Source organism: Geobacter sp. 60473, from assembly GCF_036323535.1.
GTDB lineage: Bacteria > Desulfobacterota > Desulfuromonadia > Geobacterales > Geobacteraceae > Geobacter > Geobacter sulfurreducens.
This window is the reverse complement of record NZ_AP028967.1, coordinates 2,006,067-2,030,807: the sequence shown is the minus strand read 5'-3', so window position 1 is coordinate 2,030,807 and position 24,741 is coordinate 2,006,067. Positions and strand designations below refer to the sequence as shown.

The window sequence follows — 24,741 nt, the reverse complement described above, 5'->3', positions numbered from 1 at the left end:
ATACGTATCAGGATTCAGGCTCCGCCGCGGACAGGTCCGGCCGCAGGCGTGTTCAGGCGCTGGAGCGCATCGCGCAGCTCCCTGATCTTGGCTATCTGGCGGTCGAGTTCTCCCAGGCCGGGGATCGGCAGGTTGAATCGGGACATGGGCTGCCTCCTGTGGGCGAGACGGCCACCGGGGGGATTCCCGGAGTGCCGGTCATTCGTCTATGCCAGGATGGTAGCAGTCCAGTATTGCCGGGGGGTTACAGGGGGGTGAATTGAGGGTGAAAACGGAAGCGGGTATGGGGGGCCGGGCAGCCCCCCGGTTTGATCGTTGTTACTGGGGGTCCGTGGGAGGCGTCGTGTGGCGGATGTCCTTCCCCTTGATCATGAAGATGACCATTTCGGCCACGTTGGTGGCGTGGTCGGCGATCCGTTCCAGATACTTGGAGATGTAGCTGATCTTTAGGGCCCGGCTGATGGTTGTCGGGTCCTCGATCATGAAGGTGAGCAGTTCCCGTTGGATCTGGTCGTTGAGGCCGTCCACGAATTCGTCGTCGCGGCAGACCTTGATGGCCAGCTTTTCATCGCCGGTCACGAACGCGTCCAGCGACTCCTTCACCATCACCCCGGCCCAGTTGGCCATGCGGGGCAGGTCGATGTAGGGTTTGAGGGGCGGCTCCTCGTTCAGCTCCACGGCCCGCTTTGCCACGCTGGTGCACTGGTCGCCGATCCGCTCCAGGTCCGTGACGATTTTGAGCGCCAGGGTGAGAAAGCGGAGGTCGCGGCCGGCCGGCTGGCGCCGGGCAAGGACCTGGAGGCACTTCTCGTCGATGTCTATTTCCAGGTGATTGATCTCATGATCCATGGCGATGATCCGGCGCGCCAGGTCGGAATCTCGGTCCACCAGGGCCTTCATGGCGTCGGTGATCATCTTTTCCACTTTGCCCCCCATCTCCAGAAGGCGGGTGCGGATCTCGTTCAGTTCTGCATCGTACTGCTTGAAGATATGTTCTTTTTCCATTGAAATCCCCATTAGTGTGCTGTCGTTCCCTCTACCCGAACCGTCCGGTAATGTAATCCTCGGTGCGGGGATTGTCGGGGGTGGTGAAGATCTTCTTTGTGTCGTTGAATTCCACGACTTCGCCCAGGTACAGGAATGCGGTGAAATCTGATACCCGGGCGGCCTGCTGCATGTTGTGGGTCACGATGAGGATCGTGAACCGCTCCTTGAGCTCGGCCATCAATTCTTCAATATTTGCCGTGGCAATGGGGTCCAGCGCCGAGGTGGGCTCGTCGAACAGCATGATCTCCGGGTCGATGGCCAGTGCCCGGGCGATGCAGAGCCGCTGCTGCTGGCCGCCGGACAGGTTGAAGGCCAGGTCGTTCAGCCGGTCCTTCACCTCATTCCAGATGGCGGCGTTGGTGAGGGCCTCCTCCACCTTCTCCTCCAGCACGCTCCGCTTGGAGATGCCGCGCACCCGCAGGCCGTAGGCCACATTCTCGAAGATCGATTTGGGGAACGGGTTCGGCTTCTGGAACACCATGCTGATCCGCATCCGGACCTCGATGGGGTCCACCTTGGGGGAGAGGATGTTCACACCGTCGGGGTTGAGGGTGATTTCACCATCGTAGCGGTTGCCGGGGTAGAGATCGTGCATCCGGTTGAAGCACCGCAGAAACGTCGACTTGCCGCACCCGGAAGGACCGATCAGGGCAGTGATTCTTTTGTCATGGACCGGAAGGGAGATTCCCTTCAGGGCCTTGAAGTCGCCGTAGTAGAAGTTCAGATTTTTCGATTCGGCCTTGAGTACAGGCTGGACAGATGCTGACATCGTTGCTCCTTGGGTATCTATAGTACGGTAAAGGCGCTCTGAGCGGTCCCGGCCGTTCACCACTTGATCTTTTTGCGGATATGGTAGCGGAGAAAGATCGCCACCGCGTTCATGGCCAGGGTCATGGCCAGGAGCACCACGCCGGCTGCCGCCGCGTTGAGCTGGAACTCCTCTTCCGGCCGGGAGGTCCAGTTGAACATCTGGATCGGCATGACCGTGAACGGGTCCTTGAGCCACTCGAAGCTGATGAAGGGAAACTGGCCGGAAACCGGCGAATGGGGCAGGAACGCGATGAAGGTCAGCGCCCCGATGGTGATGACCGGCGCCGTCTCGCCGATGGCCCGCGACAGGCCGATGATCACGCCGGTGAGAATGCCGGAGGAGGAGTAGGGGAGCACGTGATTGGAAACCATCTGCCAGCGGGTGGCGCCCAGGGCATAGGCCGCCTCGCGGATGCTGCCGGGCACGGCGCGCAGCGATTCCCGGGTGGCCACGATCACGATCGGCAGGATCAGCAGCGCCAGGGTGAGGCCGGCGGACAGGATGCTCTGGCCGAAGTTCAACTGGTAGACGAAGAGGCCGAGGGCCAGCAGGCCGAAGACGATGGAGGGGACCCCGGCCAGGTTCGTCACGTTGATCTCGATAATGGCCGTGAGCCAGTTCTTGGGAGCGTACTCTTCCAGGTAGACGCCGGCGGCGACTCCCAGCGGCACCGCCACGAAGGCGGTCACCAGCATGACCAGGATGGTGCCGACCCAGGCCGAGAGAATCCCCGCCTCCTCAGGGAAGCGCGAGGGGAAGGAGGTGAAGAAGTGGGGCTTCAGCCGCGGCGCGCCGTCCGCCACCAGTTGGGCGAACAGCCCCATGAGGGTGAGAATCCCCACCAGCAGGCAGATGAGACCCACGATGGCGAACACGTAATCCCAGAACTTGTGGCGGGCGATGAGCCGCCTGATTTCCGTAACGGACTGCTGCATCAGTAGACCTCCCGGAACCGCTTTTTGAGCCAGTAGCCAATGATGTTGAACACCAGGGTCATCACCATCAGGGTGAGTCCGGCGGCGAAGATCGACTGGTAGCCGATGCTGCCGTGGGGAAGATCACCCAGGGCCACCTGCACGATATAGGAGCTGATGGTTGAGGCGGACTCGGTCGGCTTCCAGGTGAGGGTCGGCTGCATGCCCGCGGCAATGGCCACGATCATGGTTTCGCCCACGGCCCGGGAGATGCCCAGGATATAGGCTGCGGCTATGCCGGAGAAGGCGCTCGGCACCACCACCCTGACCGCGGTCTGGAACCGGGTGGCCCCCATGGCGTAGGAACCTTCCCGCAGGTGCATCGGCACCGCCCGCATGGCATCCTCGCTCACGGAGCTCACGTAGGGGATGATCATGATCCCCATGACGAGGCCCGCCGAGAGCATGTTGAAGCCGGGCAGGTCGGGCATCACTTTCTGGAGCAGGGGGGTCACCACGATCAGGGCGAAGTAACCGAAGACCACCGTCGGTACTGCTCCCAGGAGCTCAAGAAACGGCTTAACCGTCTCGCGGACCTTGTGGGGGGCGAACTCGCTCAGGTAGATGGCGATGATGGTCCCCATGGGAATACAGACCGACAGGGCCACGCCGGTCGTCACCAGGGTGCCCGAAACCAGCGGCATGATGCCGAAGTGAGCATCGTCGAACAGCGGCGTCCATTGGGGGTCGGTGAGGAACTCCACCAGTGAGACATGCTTGAAGAGCGGGATCGACTCGTAGACCAGGATCGCCACGATGGCGAAGGTGGTCGCCACCGAGGAGAAGGCCGCCAGGAAGAGGACGAACTCTACCAGCCGTTCCTTCAGGTGACGGCTCCGCTTGTGGGCGAGTCGCCTGGATGCCTCGGCGGAGGAGACGCACTCCGTCAGGCTGAGGGTTGTGTCGGGAGATGAAGTGTTCATGTGTTTGTTATCCATGGGTCGGTCCACCGCGATACGGATGGTGCAAGCGTTTGACGGTTGTAACAATTGCCCGGGCACATAAAAGGGGAGAGGCCTCGCTCCGGCGCCTCTCCCCGGATAGCGTTACGGTCGTCGGATCAGTGTTTTCCTTCACGCTGGAGGAGTTCCTCCACCGAGACGCCCACCTCGGGCTCGCCGCCGAAGCCGGTGCCGGTCTTTTTCTTGGCGAAGTTCGACTTGGCAAGGGCATAGGCCTTGTCGGGCAGCGGCACGTACTTGACCGCCTTGGAGAGCTTCGGCGTCTGATTCAGGTAGAAGTCCACGAATTCCTTCACCTCGGGCTTGTTCACTGACTTGGCGTTCACGTAGATGAAGATGGGACGGGACAGGGGCTGGTAGCTGCCGTTCTTGACGGTGTCAATGGACGGGGAAACCGCCGGCTTGCCGGCTTTCTCCACAATGGGAACCGCCTTGAGCTTCTTGCTGTTCTCGGCGTAGTAGGCATAGCCGAAGTAGCCCAGGCCGCCCCTGTCGCGGGACACGCCCTGCACCAGCACGTTGTCGTCTTCGCTGGCGGTGAAGTCGCCGCGGCTGGATTTGGCCTTGCCCACCACCGCCTCGGTGAAGTAGTCGAAGGTGCCCGAGTCGGCGCCCGGTCCGAAGAGCTTGAGGGGTTGGTTCGGCCACGCGGGGTTGACCTGGTTCCACTTTGTGATTTTCCCTTGAGCCGCGGGCTCCCAGATCTTCTTGAGCTCGTCTACGGTCATGCTCTTGACCCAGGTATTCTGGGGGTTCACCACCACGGTGAGGGCGTCATAGGCCACGGGCAGCTCGATGTACTGGATGCCCGCCTGCTTGCACGCTTCCATCTCCTTCTTGAGGATGGGGCGGGAGGCTCCGGACAGGTCGATTTCGCCGCGGCAAAACTTCTTGAACCCGCCGCCGGTGCCGGAAATGCCGACCGTTACCTTGACTGCGCCTCTCTTGGCCTTCTGGAATTCCTCGGCAACCGCCTCGGTAATGGGGTAGACGGTGCTTGATCCGTCGATCTTCACGAGCTTGTCCGCCGCAAGGACCGGACTCGCCGTGACCGTGAGCCCCATGATGGCGGCCGCCAGGGCAGGGGTAATCTGGCCGATCTTTCCGCCCAACGTGAGTTTTTTCATGCTAAGTCTCCTTGATTGTTGATGATCTTGTGTTCCATAAATGCATGGTGTCATCATAGAAGTGGTTTGTTACATCAGGGTTACGGCTATGCAAAGATCCGCTGAACAATTGAGTTGTGGGCGCAGGATGATGTGTATGTGTCTCTGTTGTAACATTCTCAGATAGTTACAGCTCTTCACGGATGCGACGGGGTGAAAAGCGCACCGCCACGACCCTTACGCCCGCCAGGGCCAGAACCAGCGCGATCACCATGGCCACCTTGTCCCAGGACATGTCCCGGTACCAGAATGCCATGATCTCGGTGAGGACTGTGACGAGCACCGTATCGATGATGTAGGTCACTTTCACGCGTCCTTCAGAAAAATAGGCCAGGGCGGTGCGCAGTACCTCCACAACGGCGAGCACGGTCAGGACATCCACCAGGATGGTCCTGAACGCCTCGTGGAAATCGTGGGAAACCACCAGCCTCATGTCGTAAAAGGTCCGGATGATCCCTCCCAGGATCGCCAGCAGTATGGCCGTGATCAGCAGGCTGAGAAGAACCCGCGCCGACACCTCGAAAAACTTCGTGAGCTTCAGGTCGATGACATCCTCTTTCCACATGGAACCTCCCGTTCTGTGTACTTATTACGGGAAGAGGATAGGATGGGAAGGTTACAGGTGCGTGGAGAGGAGGTGAGAGGAAGGAAACTTTCGCTTTTGCAGAATGCTTCAGAACTAACCGGAGTGATCCGCGCACAAAAAAGGGGGACGGTTGTTGACCGTCCCCCTTGATGGTAGTGCGTATCGGTCAGGCCTTGCGCAGGGTGAACCGGAAGGTCGTGCCTTTGCCGTGCTCGCTCTCGACAGTGATGTTGCCGCCGTGGAGCTGGATGATGTGCTTCACGATGGAAAGGCCGAGGCCGGTCCCCCCCTCGTCGCGGCTGCGGGCGGCATCCACCCGGTAGAACCTCTCAAAGATGCGCGGCAGGTCCTTGGGGGGGATGCCGATGCCGGTGTCGTGAACCGACACCCTCACCATCCCGTCCGCCTCGTCGGCACTGAGGGTGATGGTTCCTCCGGGCGGCGTGTACTTGAGGGCATTGTCCATGAGGTTGATGAGGACCTGTTCCAGCCGCCCCGGGTCGGCCAGCACCGGTGGGGCGCCAGCCAGGGCCGAGATGTCGATGGCGATCTCCTTCCGTGCGGCCTTCTGCTCCAGCAGCCCCGCCGCGTGGGAGACCGCACGGTCCAGGTGGATCTGGGTCAGCTCCAGCTGGAGTCCTCCCGATTCCAGCTGCGAGAGGGTGAGGAGATCGCGGATCAGATCGGCGAGTCGTTCCGAGTGACTGCAAATAATCTCAAGGAAACGCCCGGCCCGTTCCGGGTCTTCCTCCACGAGCCCGCCGGCCAGTGCTTCGGCATATCCCTTGATGACCGTCACCGGCGTCCTGAGTTCGTGGGACACATTGGCCACGAAGTCGCGGCGGACAACCTCCAGGCGTTTCAGGTCCGAAATATCGTGGAACACCGCCACCACGCCGCGCAGTTCGTCCTCTTCCATGAGCGGCACCCAGTGGGTCAGCACCTGCTTCTCGTCCCCCAGGGGAAGCGTCATCTCCTCCACGTGTTCGCTGCGGGACGACACCACGGCTCTGAACGTTTCGTGCAGTTCGGGGAACCGGGCGATTTCTATGATCTGTCTCCCTTCCACGCTCTGGGTAAGGCCGAAGAGGTCAAGAAATGCCGGATTTACGAGAGTCACGGTCCCTCCGGCATCGCTCACCATCAGCCCCTCGCCCATTCCGCGCAGGATCGTGTCGAGCCGGTTTTTCTCTGCCGAGATCCGCGCCAGGTTCCGTTCGATCTGCGAAGCCATTTCATTCATGACGCGGGCGAGTTCGCCGACTTCATCGCGGGTGATGACCGGAATCCGCCGGCCGTAGTCTCCCCGGCCCAGTTGGGTGGCCAGGGTTGTGATGGTGCGCAGCGAGCGGGATGTAAGCCGCGAGAGCAGATAGCTCAGGAGCAGCGCCACCACCAGCGATACCGCAAGAGATGCCCCCAGCAGGGTCCGGATGCTCTGTTTTGCCTTTTCCACCGCAGTGAGGGGGAGAGACAGGCGCAGCACGCCGCGTTCTCCCTCCGTGGTGTTGAGCACGGTCGCCACGTAGAGCATGGGGGTCTTGATGGTAGCTGAATAGCGGACCGCGGCACCCCCACCCTGTTCCAGCGCCTGCCGGACTTCGGGGCGGTTCGCGTGGTTTTCCAGCGTTCCCAGGTACTGGGGGGCGATATCCGAGTCGGCCACCACCTCGCCCCCTTCAAGGACCACGGTTACGCGTGCCCGGGTCTCGCGCGAAATGGCCGCTGCCACTGCGGGCGCATCCCGCCGCATATCACGGATCTCCCGGTCGGCAACCATCCGCGCCAGCCGCGATTCGCTCTTGAGATTCTCCTGGATCTCGTGGGCGAGGTGCGTGGTGAGAGTATGGTTCAGGTAGACGAAAAAAGCTCCCCCGATAAAGAGGAGCAAACATAGATAGGAAGCCATCAGCTTCCACTGGATGGTGAGCTTCACTATTCCTCCATCTTGTAGCCGAAGCCGCGAACAGTCTTGATCAGCTCTCCGGCCTGTCCCAGCTTCGTCCGCAGGCGGGTGATGTGGGTATCCACCGTGCGGGTGTCTCCCACGTAATTATACCCCCACACATTCTTGAGAAGGAGGTCGCGGCTCTGGACCCGGCCGAGCCGCTCGGCAAGGTTCAGCAGCAGCTTGAACTCGGTCGTGGTCAGGGTGACATCATCTCCCTCCACGGCCACCATGTGCCGCTCCGTGTCGATCGTCACCGGCCCGACATTGATGACCTTTCCTTCCGGCTTGTCGGGGAGGGAGCGGCGCAGCACCGCTTTTACCCTGAGCAGCAACTCGCGGGTGGAGAAGGGTTTTACCACGTAATCGTCGGCCCCGACCTCGAATCCGACCACGCGGTCGATCTCCTCGCCGCGCGCCGTCAGCATGATGACCGGGATGTGGGCGGTCTTTTCCGACTTCTTGAGGATTTTGCAGACCTCCATCCCCATCATACCCGGCAGCATCAGGTCCAGCAGGATCAGGTCGGGAGGCTGGCTGCGGGCTAATTCCAGGCCGTTCGCGCCATCCAGTGCCGTGAGGGTCCGATACCCCTCCTTTTCAAGGTTGAAGGCCACCAGATCGGCCAGGTCACGCTCGTCTTCAATGATAAGAATCGTTTTCATGAAATTCTCTCCCTCGTGCGAGGGTAGCGTCACACTATTGCATTTATGTTACAACTGTGAAAAATACCTGTAAAAATGGGCAGCGAAACTCGTTTCCACACAAATTGTGGATACCCTTGTGGATAAGATCGTAACACGTTTGCAAAGGCATATTAAAACAAATGTAAATAGCAAATTGCCCAAGAAATGGGCAGGTCGGAACGTGCTGAAATCACTATATCGTCAGCAGGGCCGCATAACCGCGCGTTGCGGTGCGTGTCTCGCAACAGCCGTGTTTCATGCCGGCCATGACGTTCATGCCGCGGCACCAGCCCTGCTCACGCTCCAATCATACCATGTTCTAACATCTTGACTTGTACCGAGCGGCGTGCTAGTTCAGTAAATCTTCATCGATTCAATGAGTTAACGAGCTGAAACGCATGTTTGAATTGACGGAACACACAGGGGGAGTCCATGGCGCAACTGCTTGAATTTACGGTGGGAGGACTGCTCGATCACATTGCGGCCCGCTATCCCGACAATGACGCTCTCGTCTATGTGGATCGCGGTCTCCGTTACTCCTATCGCCAGTTCAACGAAGTCTGCCGCAAGGTGGCCAAGGGGCTGCTGCGGCTCGGGGTAAAGAAGGGCGATCATGTTGCCATCTGGGCATACAATGTGCCCGAATGGGTGGTCCTCCAGTTCGCCACGGCCAAGATCGGCGCGGTGCTCGTAACGGTCAACACCAACTACAAATCGGCGGAGCTGGAGTACATCCTCAATCAGTCCGACTCCTCGACGCTCTTTCTGGTAAAATCGTTCAAGGATACCGATTATGTGGCCACCGTGAACGAGGTGGTGCCCGAACTGGCCGGATCGGAAGCCGGCGCCCTTTCCAGCGCGAAACTTCCCTTCCTCAGGAATGTCGTCTTCATCGGCAGCGAGACTCCGGCCGGCATGCTCAACTTCAAGGCAATCGCCGCCATGGGCGAGCATGTCTCCGACGACGAACTGGCGGCAGTGGAGGGGACCCTCGATCGCCACGACGTCATCAATATGCAGTACACCTCGGGCACCACCGGCTTTCCCAAGGGGGTCATGCTGACCCACTCCAACATTGTCAACAACGGCTTCAATATCGGCGAATGCATGAAGTTCACCGAGAAGGACCGTCTCTGTATCCCGGTCCCCTTTTTTCACTGCTTCGGCTGCGTGCTCGCCGTCATGGCCTGCGTCACCCATGGCACGACCATGGTGCCGGTTGAGATTTTCGACCCCCTCGCGGTGCTGCGCACCATCGAGAAGGAGCGCTGTACCGCGGTCCACGGCGTTCCCACCATGTTCATCGCGGAACTGGAGCACCCGGATTTCCCGAAGTTCGATCTCACGAGCCTCCGCACCGGGATCATGGCTGGCTCCAACTGCCCCATCGAGGTAATGAAAAAGGTCATCAGCCAGATGAACGCCAGCGAGATCACCATCGCCTACGGCCAGACCGAGTCGTCGCCCGTGATCACCCAGACCCGCACCGACGATGCCATCGAGCTCCGGGTGGCCACGGTGGGCCGGGCGCTTCCCGACGTGGAGGTCAAGATCGTCGACATCGAAACCGGTGCCGAGCTGCCGCCGGGCAAGCAGGGCGAGCTGTGCACCCGCGGATACCTGGTCATGAAGGGGTACTATAAAATGCCCGAGGAGACTGCACGGGCAATCGATGCCGACGGCTGGCTCCACACTGGTGACCTGGCCGTCATGGATGAGAACGGCTACTGCAAGATCACCGGTCGGATCAAAAACATGATCATTCGAGGCGGTGAGAATATCTATCCCCGCGAGATAGAGGAGTTTCTCTATACCCACCCGAAAATATCAGATGTTCAGATCTATGGCGTCCCCGACCGCAAGTACGGGGAGCAGGTCATGGCCGCGGTCATTCTCAAGAAGGGCGACACCATGACCGAAGAGGATGTGCGTGATTTCTGCAGGGGCAAGATCGCCAACTACAAGATCCCCAAGTACGTTAAATTCGTAGATTCCTACCCCATGACTGCCTCGGGCAAGATCCAGAAGTTCAAGCTGAGGGAAATGGCCATCAAGGAACTCGGCCTCGAAGGGCCGGGGGAAACCGCCTGACCGGAGCATTGGTATGAGGGAAAAAATTCTCGGCGTTCTCTTGGTGTTGTTCGTGCTCTGTTTCGCGGCGATCATCATCGAAGAAGCCTTCCTGGGCGGCCGCAAGCGGCGGCGCCTGGAGAAGGATGCGCGACTTCGCCGTCAGTCGGACGGGGAATGACGCCAAGGAAACGCACATAAGCGAGGTTTTTATGCGCATCACACCGAGGGAAGAACTGGACTTTCGCATCTCCCGTCTCCAGGGATACATGGCCGAGGCAGGGCTCGATGCGGTCATCGTCATTCAGAATGCCGATCTCTTCTATTTCACCGGCACCATCCAGAGCGGCAGCCTCTATGTGCCCCTTGAGGGCGACCCCATCTACATGGTCCGCAAAGAGCATTCCCGGGCGCGCATGGAGTCGGGGCTCAAGTTGGTCGTCCCGTTTTCCTCCATGAAGAACATCCCCGGTATCCTGGCAGACCATGGTCATTCTCTGCCCGCCCGGATCGGCATGGAGCTCGATGTCGTGCCGGTAGCCTTCTTCGAGCGCTACCGGGCCGTATTTCCCAACGCCGACTTCAGCGATGCAACGCCTCTCATCCGGCGGGTCAGGATGATCAAGAGCAAGTACGAGATCCATCTCCTCCAGGATGCCGCAGTCCAGGTCGACAAGGTCCATCGTCGCGCCATGGAGGTCATCCGCGAGGGAATGACCGATCTGGAGCTTGCGGCGGAACTGGAGTTCACTGCCCGGAAGGAAGGTCACCAGGGGCTCGTCCGGATGCGCTCCTTCAACTCCGAGCTGTTTTACGCCCATATTTTCTCGGGGACCGACACTGCGGTCCCTGCCTATGTGGATACCCCCCTTGGAGGACTTGGTCTCAACCCCTCGTTCGGTCAGGGGGCCGGGCTCAAGCGGATCGAACGCAATGAGCCGATCATCGTCGATTTCGCCGGTTGCGTTGACGGCTACCTGGTGGACCAGACGCGCGTCTTGGCCATCGGGGGAATTTCCGACCGGTTGCGTCATGCCTACGACGATATGATCAAGGTTCAGGAGCGGATGACCGCGCTGGCTCTCCCCGGCACGCCGTGGGGCGATGTCTATGAGGGCTGCCGCGCCCTGGCCGAGGAGCTGGGGTATGCCGATAGCTTCATGGGCGCCCGCGGCGCCCAGGTTTCTTTTATCGGTCACGGCATCGGCATCGAGATCGACGAATATCCTTTCATTGCGCGCGGCTTCTCCGAGATGGTCCTTGAGCCGGGCATGGTTTTCGCTTTCGAGCCGAAGGTCGTCTTCCCGGGCGAAGGAGCCATCGGCATCGAAAATACTTTTTACATCTCAAACCATGAAGGGCTCAAGCAGCTGACATTCTCGGACCAGGAACTGGTCATTCTCTAGTAGTCCTCACCCCTCCGGCGGGACGTCACCTTGACCGAGATGAAACGTCCCGCCCCACACCTCCGGATTAGCGCCGGCCGCCGCGCCCCTTGTTGCCCGTTTTCATGTAAAATTTTGTTGAGTTTAATCAGATTGAATGGTATAAGGCTTTACAGTAAAATTGTATACAGTATACTAAAAAGAGATTTCCGTCGTTTTCGCAATAATCGGCACTTCAATTTCAATGCCGTATTTAGTGCTGTCGGAAGTATAACCGACTGAAATTTCCAGTACCGTGACACCACCAGTGGAAAGGAGGGGGGAGAAGGCAGGCGAGGTTGATAGTTTGTTTTTGTTTATTAAAACATCACAACTTGAAAGGAGAGCACGTAACATGGCACTCAAGGAAACCCTAAAGCAAAAAATTGAGGAGCACCGTCCCCGCACCACCCGGCTCGTAAAGGAGTTCGGCAAGGTCATTATCGACCAGGTGACCATTGATCAATGCATCGGCGGTGCCCGTGACATCCGCTGCCTGGTAACCGACATCTCCTATCTCGACCCGCAGGAAGGAATCCGGTTCCGCGGCAAGACCATTCCCGAGACCTTTGAGGCACTCCCCAAGGCTCCCGGTTCAGACTATCCGACCGTTGAATCCTTCTGGTACTTCCTCCTGACCGGCGAAGTCCCGACCCAGGCCCAGGTTGACGAAGTGGTTGCCGAGTGGAAAGTCCGCCAGGAAGTTCCCCAGTACGTGTTCGACGCCATCCGCGCCCTGCCGAGGGACAGCCACCCCATGGTCATGCTCTCCGTCGGTATCCTTGCCCTCCAGAAGGACTCCAAGTTCTGCGGGTTCTACAATTCTGGCAAATTCAACAAGATGACCGCCTGGGAATACGTCTACGAAGATGCCTATGATCTTGTAGCCCGTATCCCCGTCATCGCCGCATTCATCTACAACCTCAAGTACAAAGGCGACAAGCAGCTTCCCATCGATCCGAGTGCAGACTGCGGCGCCAACTTCGCCCGTATGATCGGTCAGTGCAAGGAGTACGAGGATGTTGCCCGGATGTACTTCATCCTTCACTCCGACCATGAGTCCGGCAACGTGTCGGCCCACACCACTCACCTGGTGCACTCGGCCCTGTCCGACCCCTACTATGCCTACTCCGCCGGCCTGAACGGCCTCGCCGGTCCGCTGCACGGCCTTGCCAACCAGGAAGTTCTCGACTGGACCATCAAGTTCCAGGAGAAGTACTGCAAGGACGTGGAGCCCACCAAGGAGCTGGTCACCAAGGCCCTGTGGGATACCCTCAACGCCGGTCAGGTTGTTCCGGGATACGGCCACGCCGTTCTCCGCAAAACCGACCCCCGGTATACCTCACAGCGCGAGTTCTGCCTCAAGACCCCGGGGCTCAAGGACGATCCGTTGTTCAAACTGGTTGCCATGATCTTTGAAACCGCTCCTGGCGTGCTCATGGAGCACGGCAAAGCCAAGAACCCCTGGCCGAACGTCGATGCCCAGTCCGGCGTCATCCAGTGGTACTATGGCCTCCGCGAGTGGGACTTCTACACCGTCCTCTTCGGTGTGGGCCGTGCGCTTGGTTGTATGGCGAACATCACCTGGGACCGTGGCCTCGGTTACGCCATCGAGCGTCCCAAGTCCGTCACCACTCCGATGCTTGAGAAGTGGGCTGAAGAAGGCGGCCGCAAGTTCTAGTCGTACACGTGCCGGGGGACATCATCCTCCGGCACCTCTGCTGCAAGTAAATAGAAAATGGGGAGATGTGATCGCGTCTCCCCATTTTGTCTATGCGTTCCCGCTTCAGGTGGCTCGGCTGTCGATGTCAGCTGAACACCTCTGCGCTGAAAATGTAAATGTCAGCCCCATCCCGCCAATCGTCAGGCTTGAGACCGGCCTTCACACACGTTTGCATAAGGAAAGTATCGCGGTCCCAGCCGTATTCCGTGGCGACCTGGGGCAGGAGCACCCCCCGACAGAAATTTTTCTCAATGTAGATGCCGTGGGTACCCACTATAATCTGGTCGGGTGAGGTTATTTTTTCCAAGGGGCTCAAAACGGAAATTTCCAGGGAAAAATTTGCGATGTCTTTGCTGGTCATCGGATAAAAGCGCGGATCACGGGTTGCGGCGGACACTGCCATTTCCCTGACCAGTTGGTACAGTGGTTGGCTGGAGGTGAAATTGCCGATGCAGCCGCGCAATTCCCCGTCTTTTTTGATGCAAACAAAACAACCATAGTGTTCGCACAGGCTCGGTACGGAGAGTTCCGTGGTTGGGGTAATGCCCTCCCTGACATAGGTAACGATGGATTCCCTGGCTAACGTAAGTAAGAGCTTCTTGTCGTCGTCGGTTAGTCTCGGCATGTCTTTCCTCTGTTGGAGCATCGGGTTAATGGCGGCGGTACGGCTGCGATCTAACCTGCTCATACTGTGACATCTTGTGAACTATACTATGAACGTCCTTCAGGAAAAAGAGCATTTGCGTGCTAGAGAGGGAGTATCCATGGCAAAGCGCTATAAGGTTCTTGTTGGTGGTGAGTGGACAGGGGACGACCGACCGGGTATCGAGGTAGTAAACCCCTACGACGATTCGGTCATAGGGATTGTGCCCGAGGCAACGAACGAGGATGTGGACCACGCCATACGTGCAGCACAGGCGGGCTTTGCCGAAATGGCCGCTCTCCCGGCGTATCGACGTTCCGACATACTTGAGCGTACCTCGGAGCTTATCAAACGAGACCGGGAGGAGATCGCCGAAATAATTGCCCGCGAAGCGGGCAAGTCGTGGAAATTCGCCCTTGCCGAAGCGGATAGAAGCGCAGAGACCTTCCGTTTCGCCTCGCTGGAGGCCCGTAATGCCCACGGCGAACTCGTACCCATGGACGCGTCGCCTGTGTCGGCGGGGCGCTTCGGTTTCTACCTCCGAACCCCGATCGGCGTAATTGGTGCCATAGCACCTTTCAATTTTCCTCTCAACCTGGTAGCGCACAAGGTGGCACCCGCCATAGCTGCCGGTAATGCGATAGTGCTGAAGCCAGCCACGAAGACTCCCCTCTCGTCCATTAAGCTTGCGGAGCTTATGGCGGAGGCGGGGCTCCCAGCCGGCGCGCTCAATCTGGTTATCGGGAGCGGTCGGACTGTCGGTAACCGCTTGGTAGAGGATGATCGCCTGGCAATGGTGACATTCACCGGAAGCCCGCCTGTTGGCGTTCAAATCAAGGAGCGGAGCGGACTCAAGAGAATTACGCTGGAGCTTGGGTCCAATTCGCCAACCATCATTGAAGATGATGGCGATGTGGATGCGGCGGTCGCCCGCTGTGTAGTGGGCAGTTTCGCCAACTCGGGGCAGGTTTGTATCTCTGTTCAGCGAATTTTTGTACACCAGCGGCGTTATCGCGAATTTGTCGACAAGTTTGTGGCCGCGACCCAAAAGCTCAAGGTCGGTGATCCTATGGATCGTGACTGCGACATCGGCCCGATGATTTCCCGCGAAGAGTTGCAGCGCGCCGTCGAGTGGCTTGGGGAAGCCACGTCTCTGGGGGCGAGACTTGAAACCGGGGGTACGGTTGTCGGCAACTGTCTCACTCCGGCAATTCTGAGCGGCGTAACTCCCGACATGAAGGTGGTCTGCTCCGAGGTGTTTGCGCCGATTGTTTCCGTCGTTCCCTATGAGACCTTCGATCAGGCCCTCGATATGGCTGATGACTCAATCTATGGTCTTCAGGCCGGGGTTTACACAAGCGACATCAATAAGGCGTTCAAGGCCATTCGCCGACTCGATGTAGGAGGGGTAATCATTAACGATATTCCGACGTTCAGGGTCGATCATATGCCCTATGGCGGTAACAAGCAGAGTGGTCTTGGGCGGGAAGGTATCCGCTATGCCATGGAAGAGATGACGAACATAAAATTTGTGTGCTTGAATCTATGAAAAATAAGAATAAATTTAAGTTTTGTTTCGCTAACGTATTGAATTCGTGAAAAAATAAAATCGTATACTGTATAAAAAAATCTTGACTTTATCTCTAAAGCGAGTATATTCCTCATCCGTTGTGTTAAGAAACCATGCGCCTCGCGCGAGAATGGCAACTTCAAAGGAAAAGAGGTGAAAACGTCAATGAAAAAGCTGCTTTCTCTGACACTGTGCCTTGCTATGGCCGTGGCTTTTGCTGCTGGCTGCAAGAAGAAAGAAGAAGCTCCGGCTCCGGCTCCGGCCGAGCAGGCTGCTCCGGCTCCGGCCCCGGCCCAAGCTCCGATGACTTCGGCCCAAGCTCCGGCTCCGGCCGACCAAGCTGCTCCGGCTGAGAAGAAGTAATTAGTTACTTTTTTCTCTCGAAAAAGACCCATGGGCACTGTCCATGGGTCTTTTTTTGTCTGACAAAGAGATTGACTTCAAAGTCCGTACATGGTAAACGATACGGTCTTTTTATTTACAAGCGTAACTGGAGGTAGAGATGGAGAGAACATTTGCGATTATCAAGCCTGATGCGGTGGAGCGTAACATCATCGGAAAGATACTTGAAAAAGTAGAAACGGCCGGCTTCCGAATTGTGGGCATGAAGAAGATCCTGCTTTCCAAGTGCGAGGCCGAAGGATTTTACTACGTGCACAAGGAGCGGCCTTTCTTCAATGACCTTTGTTCCTTCATGTCGCGCAGCCCGGTGGTGGTTATGGTTCTTGAGCGTGAAAACGCCATCAATACCTGGCGCGAAGTGATGGGAGCAACAAATCCGGCCAACGCCGAAGCAGGAACCATCCGCAAGGATTTCGGCCTGAGCATCGAGGAAAATTCCGTGCATGGCTCCGACTCCCCCGAATCGGCTGCTTACGAGATTCCGTATTTCTTCAGCCAGCTCGAGCTGCTCTGAAGCTGAATTCGCGTGTGTCAGCAAAGCCCTTCTCTCGCGAAGGGCTTTTTTTTATAGTACGCTACCATGGATACAATGATTGACATTAAGGGGCTGAGCATTGACGAGCTGGAACGTTTCCTCCTGGGAAAAGGGAAGGAGCGTTACCGGGCCCGCCAGATATTCAAGTGGCTGTATCAACGGGGTGCCACCTCCTTTGCCGAGATGACTGATCTGGCGAAGGAGCTGCGTCGGGACCTCGAGGAGACGGCGCGCATCAGCACGCTTTCCCCCGAGGCCCTGGAGATTTCCCGGGATGGAACGCGAAAATACCTCTTCCGTCTCGATGATGGATGCTCAGTGGAGTCGGTGCTTATCCCGGAAGAAGACAGAAACACCCTCTGTATTTCGAGCCAAGTGGGGTGTGCCATGGCCTGTGAGTTCTGTCTCACGGGAACGTTCCGGCTGACGCGCAACCTGACCACCGCCGAGATCGTAAATCAGGTCTGTGCGGTTCAGGAGGATGTCCCCGTGCGCAACATCGTCTTCATGGGCATGGGAGAACCCCTCGCCAATCTCGACAATGTGATCAGGGCACTGCAGATCATGCTGCACGATGACGGACTTCAGTTCTCGACGCGTCGCATAACCGTTTCGACCGCCGGCTTGGTACCGGAAATGGAGCGACTCGGCCAATCGGTAACGGTGAATCTTGCGGTTTCGCTCAATGCCACCACGGACGAGTTGCGCGACCGGATCATGCCGATCAACCGGAAATATCCCCTTGCCGTGCTCCTTGATGCCTGCCGCCGGTTCCCGCTGCCGGGCCGTCGGAAGATAACGATTGAATACGTGCTGCTCGGCGGGGTGAACGATACCCTCGATGATGCCAAGCGGCTGGTCAGGCTGTTGAGCGACATACCCTCTAAAATCAATCTGATCCCCTTTAATGAACATGAGGGGTGCTCCTTCCGAAGCCCCAGCCAGGATGTGATCGACCATTTTCACAAATATCTGCTGGACAAGCATTTCACGGTCATAACGCGCTCCAGCCGTGGTGCCGACATTTCGGCCGCCTGCGGTCAGCTCAAGGGTAAGCTGGACGCCTTGAAGCTGTCCGGCGCGGGAAAGCAGATAGAGGTTTCAGACTCCACTAACGAGGTGACATGACATGGAACAGGTAATCGGCGTTATCGGCGGGAGCGGGCTCTACGAGATGGAAGGGCTTCAGGACGTTCGGAGCATGGTTGTTGAAACCCCCTTCGGCGCACCTTCGGATGAGTTTGTGACCGGCGTGCTGGATGGGGTGCGCATGGTGTTCCTTCCGCGCCACGGCCGGGGTCATCGGCTCCTGCCGACTGAGGTCAACTATCGGGCAAACATCTACGGTATGAAGAAGCTCGGCGTTACCCGAATCATTTCCGTTTCCGCCGTGGGCAGCATGCGGGAGGAGATCGTGCCGGGGCATATTGTGATCCCGGACCAGTTCATCGACCGGACCAATGCCATCAGGGCAAATACGTTCTTCGGCAATGGGGTGGTCGCGCACATTCAATTTGCCGATCCGGTCTGCGCCGACCTTTCCGCCGATCTCTATGCGGCGGCGCAGGAGGCGGGGGCAACGGTCCACCGGGGGGGGACCTATATCTGCATGGAAGGGCCGGCCTTTTCCACCCGGGCGGAGTCAAACCTCTACCGCTCTTTCGGTGTATCGGTCATCGGCATGACCAACATCCCCGAAGCAAAGCTTGCCCGTGAGGCGGAGATCTGCTACGGCGTCATCGCCCTGGCCACCGATTACGACTGCTGGCACGAGTCCCATGATGACGTATCCGTGGACGCCATTATTGCCATCATCAAGCAGAATGTGGCCATGGCCAAGTCGATCATTCGCAATGCGGTTCGACGGATTGGCCGGGAGCGGAATTGCCCCTGTGCGTCGGCGCTCCGGTACGCCATTATTACCGACAAGGCCGCGATTCCTGCCGAGACGAGGGAGCGGCTCGATCTCATCATCGGCTCGTACGTCTAAGGAGGGATACATGGGTATTCTCGTTGTGGGTTCGGTTGCCTTCGATTCGATTGAAACCCCCTTCGGCAAGGGAGAGCATGTCTTGGGCGGCTCAGCCACCTATTTTTCGACTTCGGCCAGCTTTTTCACCGATGTCAGCCTGGTGGCGGTAGTGGGAGAGGATTTCCCGGAAGAGCATGTGGCGTTTCTCCAGTCGCGAAACGTGGACCTTCGCGGGCTTTCCCGCGAACAGGGAAAGACCTTCCACTGGAAGGGGAAGTACGGCTACGATCTGAATGAAGCGCAGACCCTGGAGACACATCTGAACGTCTTTGAGAGCTTCAGGCCCTGCATTCCCGATGCATACCGTGATGCCGAGTACCTGTTCCTCGCCAACATCGATCCCGAACTGCAGATGGAGGTGCTCAACCAGGTGGAACGTCCCCGCGTCGTGGCGTGCGACACGATGAATTTCTGGATATCCTCCAAGCCCGAGGCGCTCCGCCGCGTCGTTGCGAAGGTTGATATTTTCATCATCAACGAGGGGGAAGCCCGTCAACTGACGGGACAGGCGAATCTCGTCAAGGCAGCGCGCCAGATCCTCGACATGGGGGTAAAGACGCTGATCATCAAGCGCGGAGAATATGGCGTCCTCATGTTCAGCGATAGCTCGGTCTTTGCCGCGCCCGCATACCCCCTGGAAGAGGTGTTTGACCCCACGGGCGCCGGAGACACCTTTGCGGGCGGCTTTATGGGGTACCTGGCCAATACCGGAGATATTTCCGAGGCGGGACTTCGCCAGGCCATCATCTTCGGAAGCGTCATGGCATCCTTCAATGTGGAGGATTTCAGCCTGAACCGTCTGAAGCGTCTTGGCTACCGCGAAATCGAGGAGCGGTATCGGAGTTTCAAATCGCTTACCCATTTCGAGGGAATCGCCGATGGGCGCGGGGGAGCTCTGGCTCCTGCCTGACGGCGCCTGCGTTGACAATAACCGCCGAATCTGGTACGGTTCTGAGTGTGCGGGGCCGTGTGGAGCGCCTTTGGGCGATACGCCGGCCCCGTTTGGATACTCTCCGACGGTTTCGAGGTTGCCAGTGAGATTCACGCGCATACTTCCCATGGTTCTCTGCTTCCTCGTGGCCGCTTGCGCCGCGAATGACGCCTCGCGCAACCAGGCTTCCTATCACTATCAGATGGGGCTGTCCCACCTGGGCGAAAACGATACGACCCGCGCCCTTATTGAATTCATCGAAGCAGAGAAAATCACGCCGGATGATCCCATTCTCCTCAACAGCCTCGGGCTTGCCTATTTTTACAAGAAGCGCTTTGATCTGGCGGAGTTGAAATTCAGAAAGGCCATTTCCCTCAAGCCCGACTATTCCGATGCCAGGAACAACCTCGGGGTGAACTACCTGGAAATGCAGCGCTGGGATGACGCCATCTCGCAGTTCAAGCTGGTGATGGCGGATATTCTTTTTCTCAATCAGGAAGATGCTCGCATCAATCTCGGTCTTGCGTACCTGGGCAAGGGAGACTTGCCCCAGTCCCTCGAAACGCTCCGCGCATCCGTCTCTCACAATCCCCGCAATATAATCGCCCGTGTTGCCATTGGCCGGGTTTACTTCGCCATGGACAGGGTCGAAATGGCCATTCAGGAATACAGGAAGGCCATCGAAATCAATAAGAATTATCAGAATGCCCATTACTATCTGGCGTTGGCCCATGTGAAGCAGAAGGATTACGTGGCCGCGGCTGATGCTTTTCGCGAGGCGATCCGTATTGCCCCCGATTCCGAAAAAGGGCGGCTCTCGCGCGAATACCTGGACTCGTTGAAATGAGGGGCTTCAGTGGCTGACGCCGTACATGCCGGAAGAGGGGACGCCTCGGTCGGAACCCTGCTCAGGGAAGCGCGGGAGGCCAGAGGTCTGTCCCTTGACGAGGCGGCCCGTGTTACCCGTTTAGGGAAAAACTATCTGGTCGCTCTTGAATCCGACGAGTTCGACAAGCTCCCCAATCTCGCCTATGCGCGCGGATTCATCCGGGCGTATGCCGGGTTTCTGGGCCTTTCAGCCGATGAGTTGCTCCGTCGTTACGACGCAGTTGGCGATGATGGCGGACGTTCTCCGGTCGAAGATGCCATGCCCGCGACTCGAGGGAAGGCGGCAGACTCGGTTTCGCCACGTAACCGCTGGTCGCTGCCGTTGATGCTGCTTCTGCTGGTGGTAGCCCTGGCGCTCATGCTGAGGCTGCAGGATGAGGAACCCAGCCGTCCGATCGAGACCGGCCAGCCAGCAGCAGCAACTCCGGAGGCGAGGCAACCGGTCACGCCGGCACCGCAGCACCAGCTATCCACGGCACGACAGCCGGAAACATCACCCCCGGCACTGGCCGACGACACCGTAGCCGAGCAGCAAACTGCCGAGGGAAATGCTGCTTCATCTCCTGCGCGCGGGGTCATTCTCAAGCTCAAAATCAACAAAGACTCGTGGCTTAATATAACTATCGACGAGTCGGTATCCCAGCAGTATGACCTCAAGGCAGGCGACCTCATCGAGTGGAAGGGCGAACGCGTGTTTGCACTGGATATCGGCAATGCCGGTGGGGTCGAGGGAGAGTTCAACGGAAAACCCCTTGGCGTGCTCGGTGAAGAGGGGAAGCCGGCCCACCTGGTTCTGTCGGCTGATGGCGCGGGCGATTAGGAGTTCACCGCAACAGCGGTGACCGATGGTATACTCATACTCACGCAAGGAGTGAATCATGCATCTGTCGCGTTGTCGAAAGTGCGGGAGAGTGATGAAGGGCGAGCGGATCGATCAGTACCGCGTCAAGCTGACCTGCTCGTGCGGCTTCTCCGACTTCCGCACCATGACCGAAAAGGTTAAGACCGTGAACCCCTTTTTCCAGAAGGGCGGCTTCAGCCCCCTGCTGGAAAGTGAGCGGGGAAAGATGGTCCTTACCATGCAGCGGGCCAACCGGGAGCACCTCGAGATTATTTCGCTGGAAGAGATCAGCATGCTTGTCTCTTCCGACTTTGATCTTCCCCAGGTGCTTCAGCATGTGACCGCCAAGGTGGCGACGCAGCTCAAGGTGAGTGTCTGCAATATCTACCTGCGCGAGGGTGACGAAGTCGTTCTCGCAGCAACCCATGGCTTTGACCCTGCCTTCATCGGCAAGATCAGGATCAAAATCGGGGATGGGATAACGGGCTCCGTTGCCCGCGATGGCCAGTTCATCTCCCTGAGCCGTGCCTCCCAGGATCCCCGCTATCGTTATTTCCCCGAGCTCCAGGAGGAAAAGTACAACTCCATGCTCTCCTTTCCCATTGGTGACAAGAAGGAGGTTTACGGCGTCATCAACCTCAATACCACGTCTATCCGGTCATTCCATGAGGATGAGATCTATTTCGTCTCGATCATCGCCAACCTCATTCTTACCGCCATAAAACTGCGGCAGCAGGTAGCTTCGTCCCGCAAGGCCGCTGAGGCATCTGCTTGACAGCAGGGGGCTCCATGCTAGACTCAATCAGAGATATGCACATATTCCGGGGAGTTCACTTCTTTGGCTCAGCAGGTAAAAAAGAAAATTCTGGTGGTTGATGATGAGGAGAATGCGCGGATCGGTCTGACCAAGCTCCTGGAGCGGGAGGGATTCGAGGTCGCGAGCGTTTCCAACGGGTTTGAAGCGCTCAATTATCTTCACCAGCGGGAAGTCAACGTCATCGTTACCGACATCAATATGCCGGAAATGAACGGCATCACGTTCCTGAGGGAGCTCAACAAGAGCTTCCCCCGTAGCAATGTAATCATGATTACCGCCTACGGGGGGGTTGAGTCCTACATCGAAGCCATGAATCTGGGGGCCTTCGAATACATCAACAAGCCGGTAAAACTTGACGAACTCAAGTCGATCCTGACGAAGATCTTCAAGGAAAGCTGTCATTAAACTCTTCAACGTCAAGGGGGATGAGATGAAGCCGTTCAGCACCATTGTATTTCCGACTGATTTTTCCGAGAACTCGGAGTATGCCTTTGACTATGCCCTTACGCTTGCCAAGCAGTTCAATGCCAGGCTTGTGGTCATCCATGTGATCAATGAGCCGGTTGATCTGCGGGGGTTCTATGTCCCCCACGTTTCCTTCGAGAAGCTGGAAGAAGAAATCGTGGCGGCCGCCGAAAAGATGATGGACAAATTCTGCCGGACAAAAATCAAGGACCATGAGAATTACACAAGCTGCATCGTCTCGGGGATTCCCTACGACGAGGTTCTGAAGAAGGCGGCAGAGGAGGATGCCTCGCTGATTGTCATGGGGACCCACGGCCGCAAGGGGATCGACCACTTCCTGTTCGGCAGCACGGCAGAACGCGTTGTTCGCAATGCCAAGTGCCCGGTCATGACCGTGCGCCCGCCCGAAGTCTGAGACATATCCCTTACAGGGCAACAGACAGGGGCAGCCACCGCGCTGCCCCTCGTTTTTTCTTGTCCGCCGGTCCGTCAGCTGCTATGACTGCACGACCCGCAGTCCACTCACCCCTGAAAGTACGCCATACAGCCATGATGACGGAAAAGAATGAATCTAAGGGTACCATCCTTATTATCGATGACGAAAGAGTCATTCTCGACCTGACCTCCATCGTTCTCAGGAATCGTGGCTACACGGTCCATACCGCGTCAGACGCCACATCCGGCATGGCTGTACTGGAAGAGTGCCGACCGCAGATGGTGCTCCTCGACTACATGATGCCGATGGTGGATGGCCTCACCGCGCTCAAGCAGATCCGGCAGCGTTACCCCGATACGTACGTGATTATCTTCACCGGCAAGGGAAACGAGGAGCTGGCCGTAGAGCTGATGAAGGCAGGGGCCTCAGACTACATCGTCAAGCCGTTCAACAACCAGAATCTGGTCGAGCGGATCGAGAATGTACTCCGGATCAGGGATGTCGAGCTCAGAAACCAGGAGCTTCTCCAGGAGCGTGAGCTGCTCCTGGCGGAGATAGAGGCATGGAACCAGGAGCTCGAGCGCCGCGTCCAGCAGAAAAGCGAGGCCCTTCAGCAGGCCCAGGCCGAGATCGTGCAGTCCGAAAAGCTCGCATCTCTCGGCTATCTTTCCGCGGGCATGGCCCATGAGATCCGCAACCCCCTCAACTCCATTTCACTGTTCGCCCAACTGCTCAAGAGCACGCTTGATGATCCTGAAAAAGTAGACTATGTCGATAAGATTCTCAAGGAAGCCGACCGGATAGACGACATCATGCGCAAGCTTCTGGATGCCTCGAAACGGCCCCGCTTCCAGTTGAGCGAGGTCCGGCTCGATCGGGTCATCGAGGCGACCCTCGAGGCGTTTCGTCCCCAGATATCGCTCCATGGCATCGCGGTGGTGAAAGAGTTCCGTCGGATTCCTCCTCCCTTTCAGGCTGACCCGGCCGAGATCGAGCAGATTTTTACCAATCTCTTTCTCAACTCCATCCACGAGATGAACGACGGGGGATCCCTGACGGTGGTGCTCGACCAGGACGAGCGAAACATGGTCATTAGAATTGCCGACACGGGCCCCGGTATCCCCCGGGAGCACGTGGCGAAGATATTCGACCCGTTCTTCACCACCAAGACGAGCGGCAGCGGTCTCGGCCTTGCTGTGGTGCTTAGGATCGTCAAGACCTATGACGGGCGGATCGATGTTGAGAAGAGCGATGAGAGCGGCACTGTCTTCGCTATCCGGCTTCCTCTTTCCGGTGTGTGAACCGGCCCTTTGCCCTTTTCTTTTCGCGGGTGATTTTGTATGATTGCCCACACTCTCAACGCACGACGGAGCGCGTATGGACGCCGGCCGGAGAACGATCCTTATTATCGATGACGATGCCTTTTTCCTGAAAGTCCTTTCGGATGCATTCACCGAAAGCGGTTTCAGGGTCGTGCAGGCCTCCAACGGTACGGAGGGGGTTCAGGCATTCATCACCCATCGGCCCGATGCCGTCATCTCCGACCTCATCATGCCCGCCATGGGAGGGGTGAGTACGTGTCTCGAGATCAGGCGCCTTGCCGGGAACGAGGAGCCGGTCATGGTGCTGCTCACCTCCATGTTCAAGGATGCGCCCCACGAGCACGACGAGCCCGAGATGGGTGCACGGGTTCACGTGTCCAAATCGACCAATCCGGTTGACATCGTGATTATCGTAGAACAACTGCTGGACCGGAAAATACACGGCCGGAGCGGGAACTGAAA

27 protein-coding genes are annotated in these 24,741 nt (G+C 58.0%); 16 read left to right on the top strand and 11 right to left on the bottom strand.

Annotated features, from left to right (window positions below; all coding sequences use genetic code 11):
• Window positions 1-14: 14 nt before the first annotated feature.
• From AABA48_RS09165 to AABA48_RS09125, 9 genes are all read right to left on the bottom strand, one after another.
• Complete coding sequence (locus AABA48_RS09165; RefSeq protein WP_014551532.1) at window positions 15-146, bottom strand: hypothetical protein; 132 nt, start codon at window positions 144-146, stop codon at window positions 15-17.
• A gap of 172 nt (window positions 147-318) precedes the next feature.
• Window positions 319-1,005, bottom strand: a complete 687-nt coding sequence (gene phoU / locus AABA48_RS09160; RefSeq protein WP_014551533.1) for a phosphate signaling complex protein PhoU — start codon at window positions 1,003-1,005, stop codon at window positions 319-321.
• A 31-nt stretch (window positions 1,006-1,036) separates the two neighbouring features.
• Window positions 1,037-1,816 (bottom strand): phosphate ABC transporter ATP-binding protein PstB, encoded by a 780-nt coding sequence (gene pstB, locus AABA48_RS09155; protein ID WP_014551534.1) that lies wholly within the window; start codon window positions 1,814-1,816, stop codon window positions 1,037-1,039.
• 56 nt (window positions 1,817-1,872) lie between these two features.
• Window positions 1,873-2,793 (bottom strand): phosphate ABC transporter permease PstA, encoded by a 921-nt coding sequence (gene pstA, locus AABA48_RS09150; RefSeq protein ID WP_014551535.1) that lies wholly within the window; start codon window positions 2,791-2,793, stop codon window positions 1,873-1,875.
• Window positions 2,793-3,770: a phosphate ABC transporter permease subunit PstC gene (pstC, locus tag AABA48_RS09145; RefSeq protein WP_286350195.1), complete on the bottom strand. Its 978-nt coding sequence runs from the start codon at window positions 3,768-3,770 to the stop codon at window positions 2,793-2,795. Before pstC ends, pstA begins: the two co-directional genes overlap by 1 nt.
• A 122-nt stretch (window positions 3,771-3,892) precedes the next feature.
• Complete coding sequence (locus AABA48_RS09140; RefSeq protein ID WP_286350194.1) at window positions 3,893-4,921, bottom strand: PstS family phosphate ABC transporter substrate-binding protein; 1,029 nt, start codon at window positions 4,919-4,921, stop codon at window positions 3,893-3,895.
• 166 nt (window positions 4,922-5,087) lie between these two features.
• Window positions 5,088-5,525 (bottom strand): phosphate-starvation-inducible PsiE family protein, encoded by a 438-nt coding sequence (locus tag AABA48_RS09135; protein ID WP_010941761.1) that lies wholly within the window; start codon window positions 5,523-5,525, stop codon window positions 5,088-5,090.
• A gap of 187 nt (window positions 5,526-5,712) precedes the next feature.
• A complete protein-coding gene (gene pnpS, locus AABA48_RS09130; RefSeq protein WP_286350193.1) occupies window positions 5,713-7,482 on the bottom strand; it encodes a two-component system histidine kinase PnpS in 1,770 nt (589 codons plus the stop codon).
• On the bottom strand, window positions 7,482-8,159 hold the full coding sequence (locus AABA48_RS09125; RefSeq protein WP_010941763.1) for a response regulator: 678 nt from the start codon (window positions 8,157-8,159) through the stop codon (window positions 7,482-7,484). Before AABA48_RS09125 ends, pnpS begins: the two co-directional genes overlap by 1 nt.
• A 453-nt stretch (window positions 8,160-8,612) precedes the next feature.
• On the opposite strand from AABA48_RS09125, the gene AABA48_RS09120 reads away from it, so the two are divergent.
• The 4 genes from AABA48_RS09120 (at window position 8,613) to AABA48_RS09105 (ending at window position 13,355) form a co-directional block, all read left to right on the top strand.
• The gene (locus AABA48_RS09120; protein ID WP_338270016.1) at window positions 8,613-10,271 is read left to right on the top strand and encodes an AMP-binding protein; all 1,659 of its coding nucleotides are present in this window, start codon (window positions 8,613-8,615) and stop codon (window positions 10,269-10,271) included.
• 13 nt (window positions 10,272-10,284) lie between these two features.
• On the top strand, window positions 10,285-10,431 hold the full coding sequence (locus AABA48_RS09115; protein WP_286350192.1) for a hypothetical protein: 147 nt from the start codon (window positions 10,285-10,287) through the stop codon (window positions 10,429-10,431).
• Window positions 10,432-10,462: 31 nt separating this feature from the next.
• Window positions 10,463-11,656 carry a M24 family metallopeptidase gene (locus AABA48_RS09110; RefSeq protein ID WP_286350191.1) on the top strand — a complete coding sequence of 398 codons (1,194 nt, stop codon included), beginning with the start codon at window positions 10,463-10,465 and terminating at the stop codon, window positions 11,654-11,656.
• Window positions 11,657-12,029: 373 nt separating this feature from the next.
• Entirely contained in the window at window positions 12,030-13,355 is a 1,326-nt protein-coding gene (locus tag AABA48_RS09105; protein ID WP_286350189.1) for a citrate (Si)-synthase, read from the top strand.
• A gap of 127 nt (window positions 13,356-13,482) precedes the next feature.
• Here AABA48_RS09105 and amrA read toward each other — a convergent pair whose 3' ends face one another.
• Window positions 13,483-14,022: an AmmeMemoRadiSam system protein A gene (amrA, locus tag AABA48_RS09100; RefSeq protein WP_286352525.1), complete on the bottom strand. Its 540-nt coding sequence runs from the start codon at window positions 14,020-14,022 to the stop codon at window positions 13,483-13,485.
• Between the two features lie 139 nt (window positions 14,023-14,161).
• Here amrA and AABA48_RS09095 point away from each other — a divergent pair, with 139 nt between their 5' ends.
• A complete protein-coding gene (locus tag AABA48_RS09095) occupies window positions 14,162-15,589 on the top strand; it encodes an aldehyde dehydrogenase family protein (protein WP_286350188.1) in 1,428 nt (475 codons plus the stop codon).
• Here the strand turns inward: AABA48_RS09095 and AABA48_RS09090 are convergent.
• Window positions 15,538-16,005, bottom strand: a complete 468-nt coding sequence (locus AABA48_RS09090; RefSeq protein ID WP_286350187.1) for a hypothetical protein — start codon at window positions 16,003-16,005, stop codon at window positions 15,538-15,540. The genes AABA48_RS09095 and AABA48_RS09090 overlap by 52 nt on opposite strands.
• Window positions 16,006-16,112: 107 nt before the next feature.
• Between AABA48_RS09090 and ndk the strand changes: the two genes are divergently transcribed.
• The 11 genes from ndk to AABA48_RS09035 all read left to right on the top strand — a co-directional run bounded on the left by ndk (window position 16,113) and on the right by AABA48_RS09035 (window position 24,739).
• Window positions 16,113-16,526: a nucleoside-diphosphate kinase gene (gene ndk / locus AABA48_RS09085; protein WP_010941771.1), complete on the top strand. Its 414-nt coding sequence runs from the start codon at window positions 16,113-16,115 to the stop codon at window positions 16,524-16,526.
• 66 nt (window positions 16,527-16,592) lie between these two features.
• Window positions 16,593-17,675 carry a 23S rRNA (adenine(2503)-C(2))-methyltransferase RlmN gene (rlmN, locus tag AABA48_RS09080; protein WP_286350186.1) on the top strand — a complete coding sequence of 361 codons (1,083 nt, stop codon included), beginning with the start codon at window positions 16,593-16,595 and terminating at the stop codon, window positions 17,673-17,675.
• A 1-nt stretch (window position 17,676) separates the two neighbouring features.
• Entirely contained in the window at window positions 17,677-18,537 is an 861-nt protein-coding gene (gene mtnP / locus AABA48_RS09075; protein WP_286350185.1) for an S-methyl-5'-thioadenosine phosphorylase, read from the top strand.
• A 10-nt stretch (window positions 18,538-18,547) separates the two neighbouring features.
• On the top strand, window positions 18,548-19,489 hold the full coding sequence (locus tag AABA48_RS09070) for a carbohydrate kinase family protein (RefSeq protein ID WP_286350184.1): 942 nt from the start codon (window positions 18,548-18,550) through the stop codon (window positions 19,487-19,489).
• A 124-nt stretch (window positions 19,490-19,613) separates the two neighbouring features.
• On the top strand, window positions 19,614-20,357 hold the full coding sequence (locus AABA48_RS09065) for a tetratricopeptide repeat protein (protein WP_286350183.1): 744 nt from the start codon (window positions 19,614-19,616) through the stop codon (window positions 20,355-20,357).
• A gap of 9 nt (window positions 20,358-20,366) precedes the next feature.
• The gene (locus AABA48_RS09060) at window positions 20,367-21,218 is read left to right on the top strand and encodes a helix-turn-helix domain-containing protein (protein ID WP_286350182.1); all 852 of its coding nucleotides are present in this window, start codon (window positions 20,367-20,369) and stop codon (window positions 21,216-21,218) included.
• A 58-nt stretch (window positions 21,219-21,276) separates the two neighbouring features.
• Window positions 21,277-22,014 carry a GAF domain-containing protein gene (locus tag AABA48_RS09055; protein WP_286350181.1) on the top strand — a complete coding sequence of 246 codons (738 nt, stop codon included), beginning with the start codon at window positions 21,277-21,279 and terminating at the stop codon, window positions 22,012-22,014.
• A gap of 63 nt (window positions 22,015-22,077) precedes the next feature.
• Window positions 22,078-22,461 carry a response regulator gene (locus AABA48_RS09050; protein ID WP_286350180.1) on the top strand — a complete coding sequence of 128 codons (384 nt, stop codon included), beginning with the start codon at window positions 22,078-22,080 and terminating at the stop codon, window positions 22,459-22,461.
• A gap of 25 nt (window positions 22,462-22,486) precedes the next feature.
• On the top strand, window positions 22,487-22,936 hold the full coding sequence (locus AABA48_RS09045) for a universal stress protein (RefSeq protein ID WP_286350179.1): 450 nt from the start codon (window positions 22,487-22,489) through the stop codon (window positions 22,934-22,936).
• 134 nt (window positions 22,937-23,070) lie between these two features.
• Window positions 23,071-24,258, top strand: a complete 1,188-nt coding sequence (locus AABA48_RS09040) for a hybrid sensor histidine kinase/response regulator (protein WP_338270008.1) — start codon at window positions 23,071-23,073, stop codon at window positions 24,256-24,258.
• 76 nt (window positions 24,259-24,334) lie between these two features.
• Window positions 24,335-24,739, top strand: a complete 405-nt coding sequence (locus tag AABA48_RS09035) for a response regulator (RefSeq protein ID WP_286350177.1) — start codon at window positions 24,335-24,337, stop codon at window positions 24,737-24,739.
• The last annotated feature ends 2 nt before the right edge of the window (window positions 24,740-24,741 follow it).

Coding starts and splice junctions, on each gene's coding strand:
- rlmN (WP_286350186.1), top strand. CDS start 16,593: ATGGATACAATGATTGACATTAAGGGGCTGAGCATTGACGAGCTGGAA.
- AABA48_RS09125 (WP_010941763.1), bottom strand. CDS start 8,159: ATGAAAACGATTCTTATCATTGAAGACGAGCGTGACCTGGCCGATCTG.
- mtnP (WP_286350185.1), top strand. CDS start 17,677: ATGGAACAGGTAATCGGCGTTATCGGCGGGAGCGGGCTCTACGAGATG.
- AABA48_RS09070 (WP_286350184.1), top strand. CDS start 18,548: ATGGGTATTCTCGTTGTGGGTTCGGTTGCCTTCGATTCGATTGAAACC.
- AABA48_RS09035 (WP_286350177.1), top strand. CDS start 24,335: ATGGACGCCGGCCGGAGAACGATCCTTATTATCGATGACGATGCCTTT.
- AABA48_RS09090 (WP_286350187.1), bottom strand. CDS start 16,005: ATGGGTCTTTTTCGAGAGAAAAAAGTAACTAATTACTTCTTCTCAGCC.
- AABA48_RS09115 (WP_286350192.1), top strand. CDS start 10,285: ATGAGGGAAAAAATTCTCGGCGTTCTCTTGGTGTTGTTCGTGCTCTGT.
- AABA48_RS09055 (WP_286350181.1), top strand. CDS start 21,277: ATGCATCTGTCGCGTTGTCGAAAGTGCGGGAGAGTGATGAAGGGCGAG.
- pstA (WP_014551535.1), bottom strand. CDS start 2,793: ATGCAGCAGTCCGTTACGGAAATCAGGCGGCTCATCGCCCGCCACAAG.
- amrA (WP_286352525.1), bottom strand. CDS start 14,022: ATGCCGAGACTAACCGACGACGACAAGAAGCTCTTACTTACGTTAGCC.
- AABA48_RS09120 (WP_338270016.1), top strand. CDS start 8,613: ATGGCGCAACTGCTTGAATTTACGGTGGGAGGACTGCTCGATCACATT.
- AABA48_RS09105 (WP_286350189.1), top strand. CDS start 12,030: ATGGCACTCAAGGAAACCCTAAAGCAAAAAATTGAGGAGCACCGTCCC.
- AABA48_RS09140 (WP_286350194.1), bottom strand. CDS start 4,921: ATGAAAAAACTCACGTTGGGCGGAAAGATCGGCCAGATTACCCCTGCC.
- AABA48_RS09110 (WP_286350191.1), top strand. CDS start 10,463: ATGCGCATCACACCGAGGGAAGAACTGGACTTTCGCATCTCCCGTCTC.
- pstC (WP_286350195.1), bottom strand. CDS start 3,770: ATGGATAACAAACACATGAACACTTCATCTCCCGACACAACCCTCAGC.
- AABA48_RS09045 (WP_286350179.1), top strand. CDS start 22,487: ATGAAGCCGTTCAGCACCATTGTATTTCCGACTGATTTTTCCGAGAAC.
- phoU (WP_014551533.1), bottom strand. CDS start 1,005: ATGGAAAAAGAACATATCTTCAAGCAGTACGATGCAGAACTGAACGAG.
- AABA48_RS09135 (WP_010941761.1), bottom strand. CDS start 5,525: ATGTGGAAAGAGGATGTCATCGACCTGAAGCTCACGAAGTTTTTCGAG.
- AABA48_RS09165 (WP_014551532.1), bottom strand. CDS start 146: ATGTCCCGATTCAACCTGCCGATCCCCGGCCTGGGAGAACTCGACCGC.
- pstB (WP_014551534.1), bottom strand. CDS start 1,816: ATGTCAGCATCTGTCCAGCCTGTACTCAAGGCCGAATCGAAAAATCTG.
- ndk (WP_010941771.1), top strand. CDS start 16,113: ATGGAGAGAACATTTGCGATTATCAAGCCTGATGCGGTGGAGCGTAAC.
- AABA48_RS09040 (WP_338270008.1), top strand. CDS start 23,071: ATGATGACGGAAAAGAATGAATCTAAGGGTACCATCCTTATTATCGAT.
- AABA48_RS09095 (WP_286350188.1), top strand. CDS start 14,162: ATGGCAAAGCGCTATAAGGTTCTTGTTGGTGGTGAGTGGACAGGGGAC.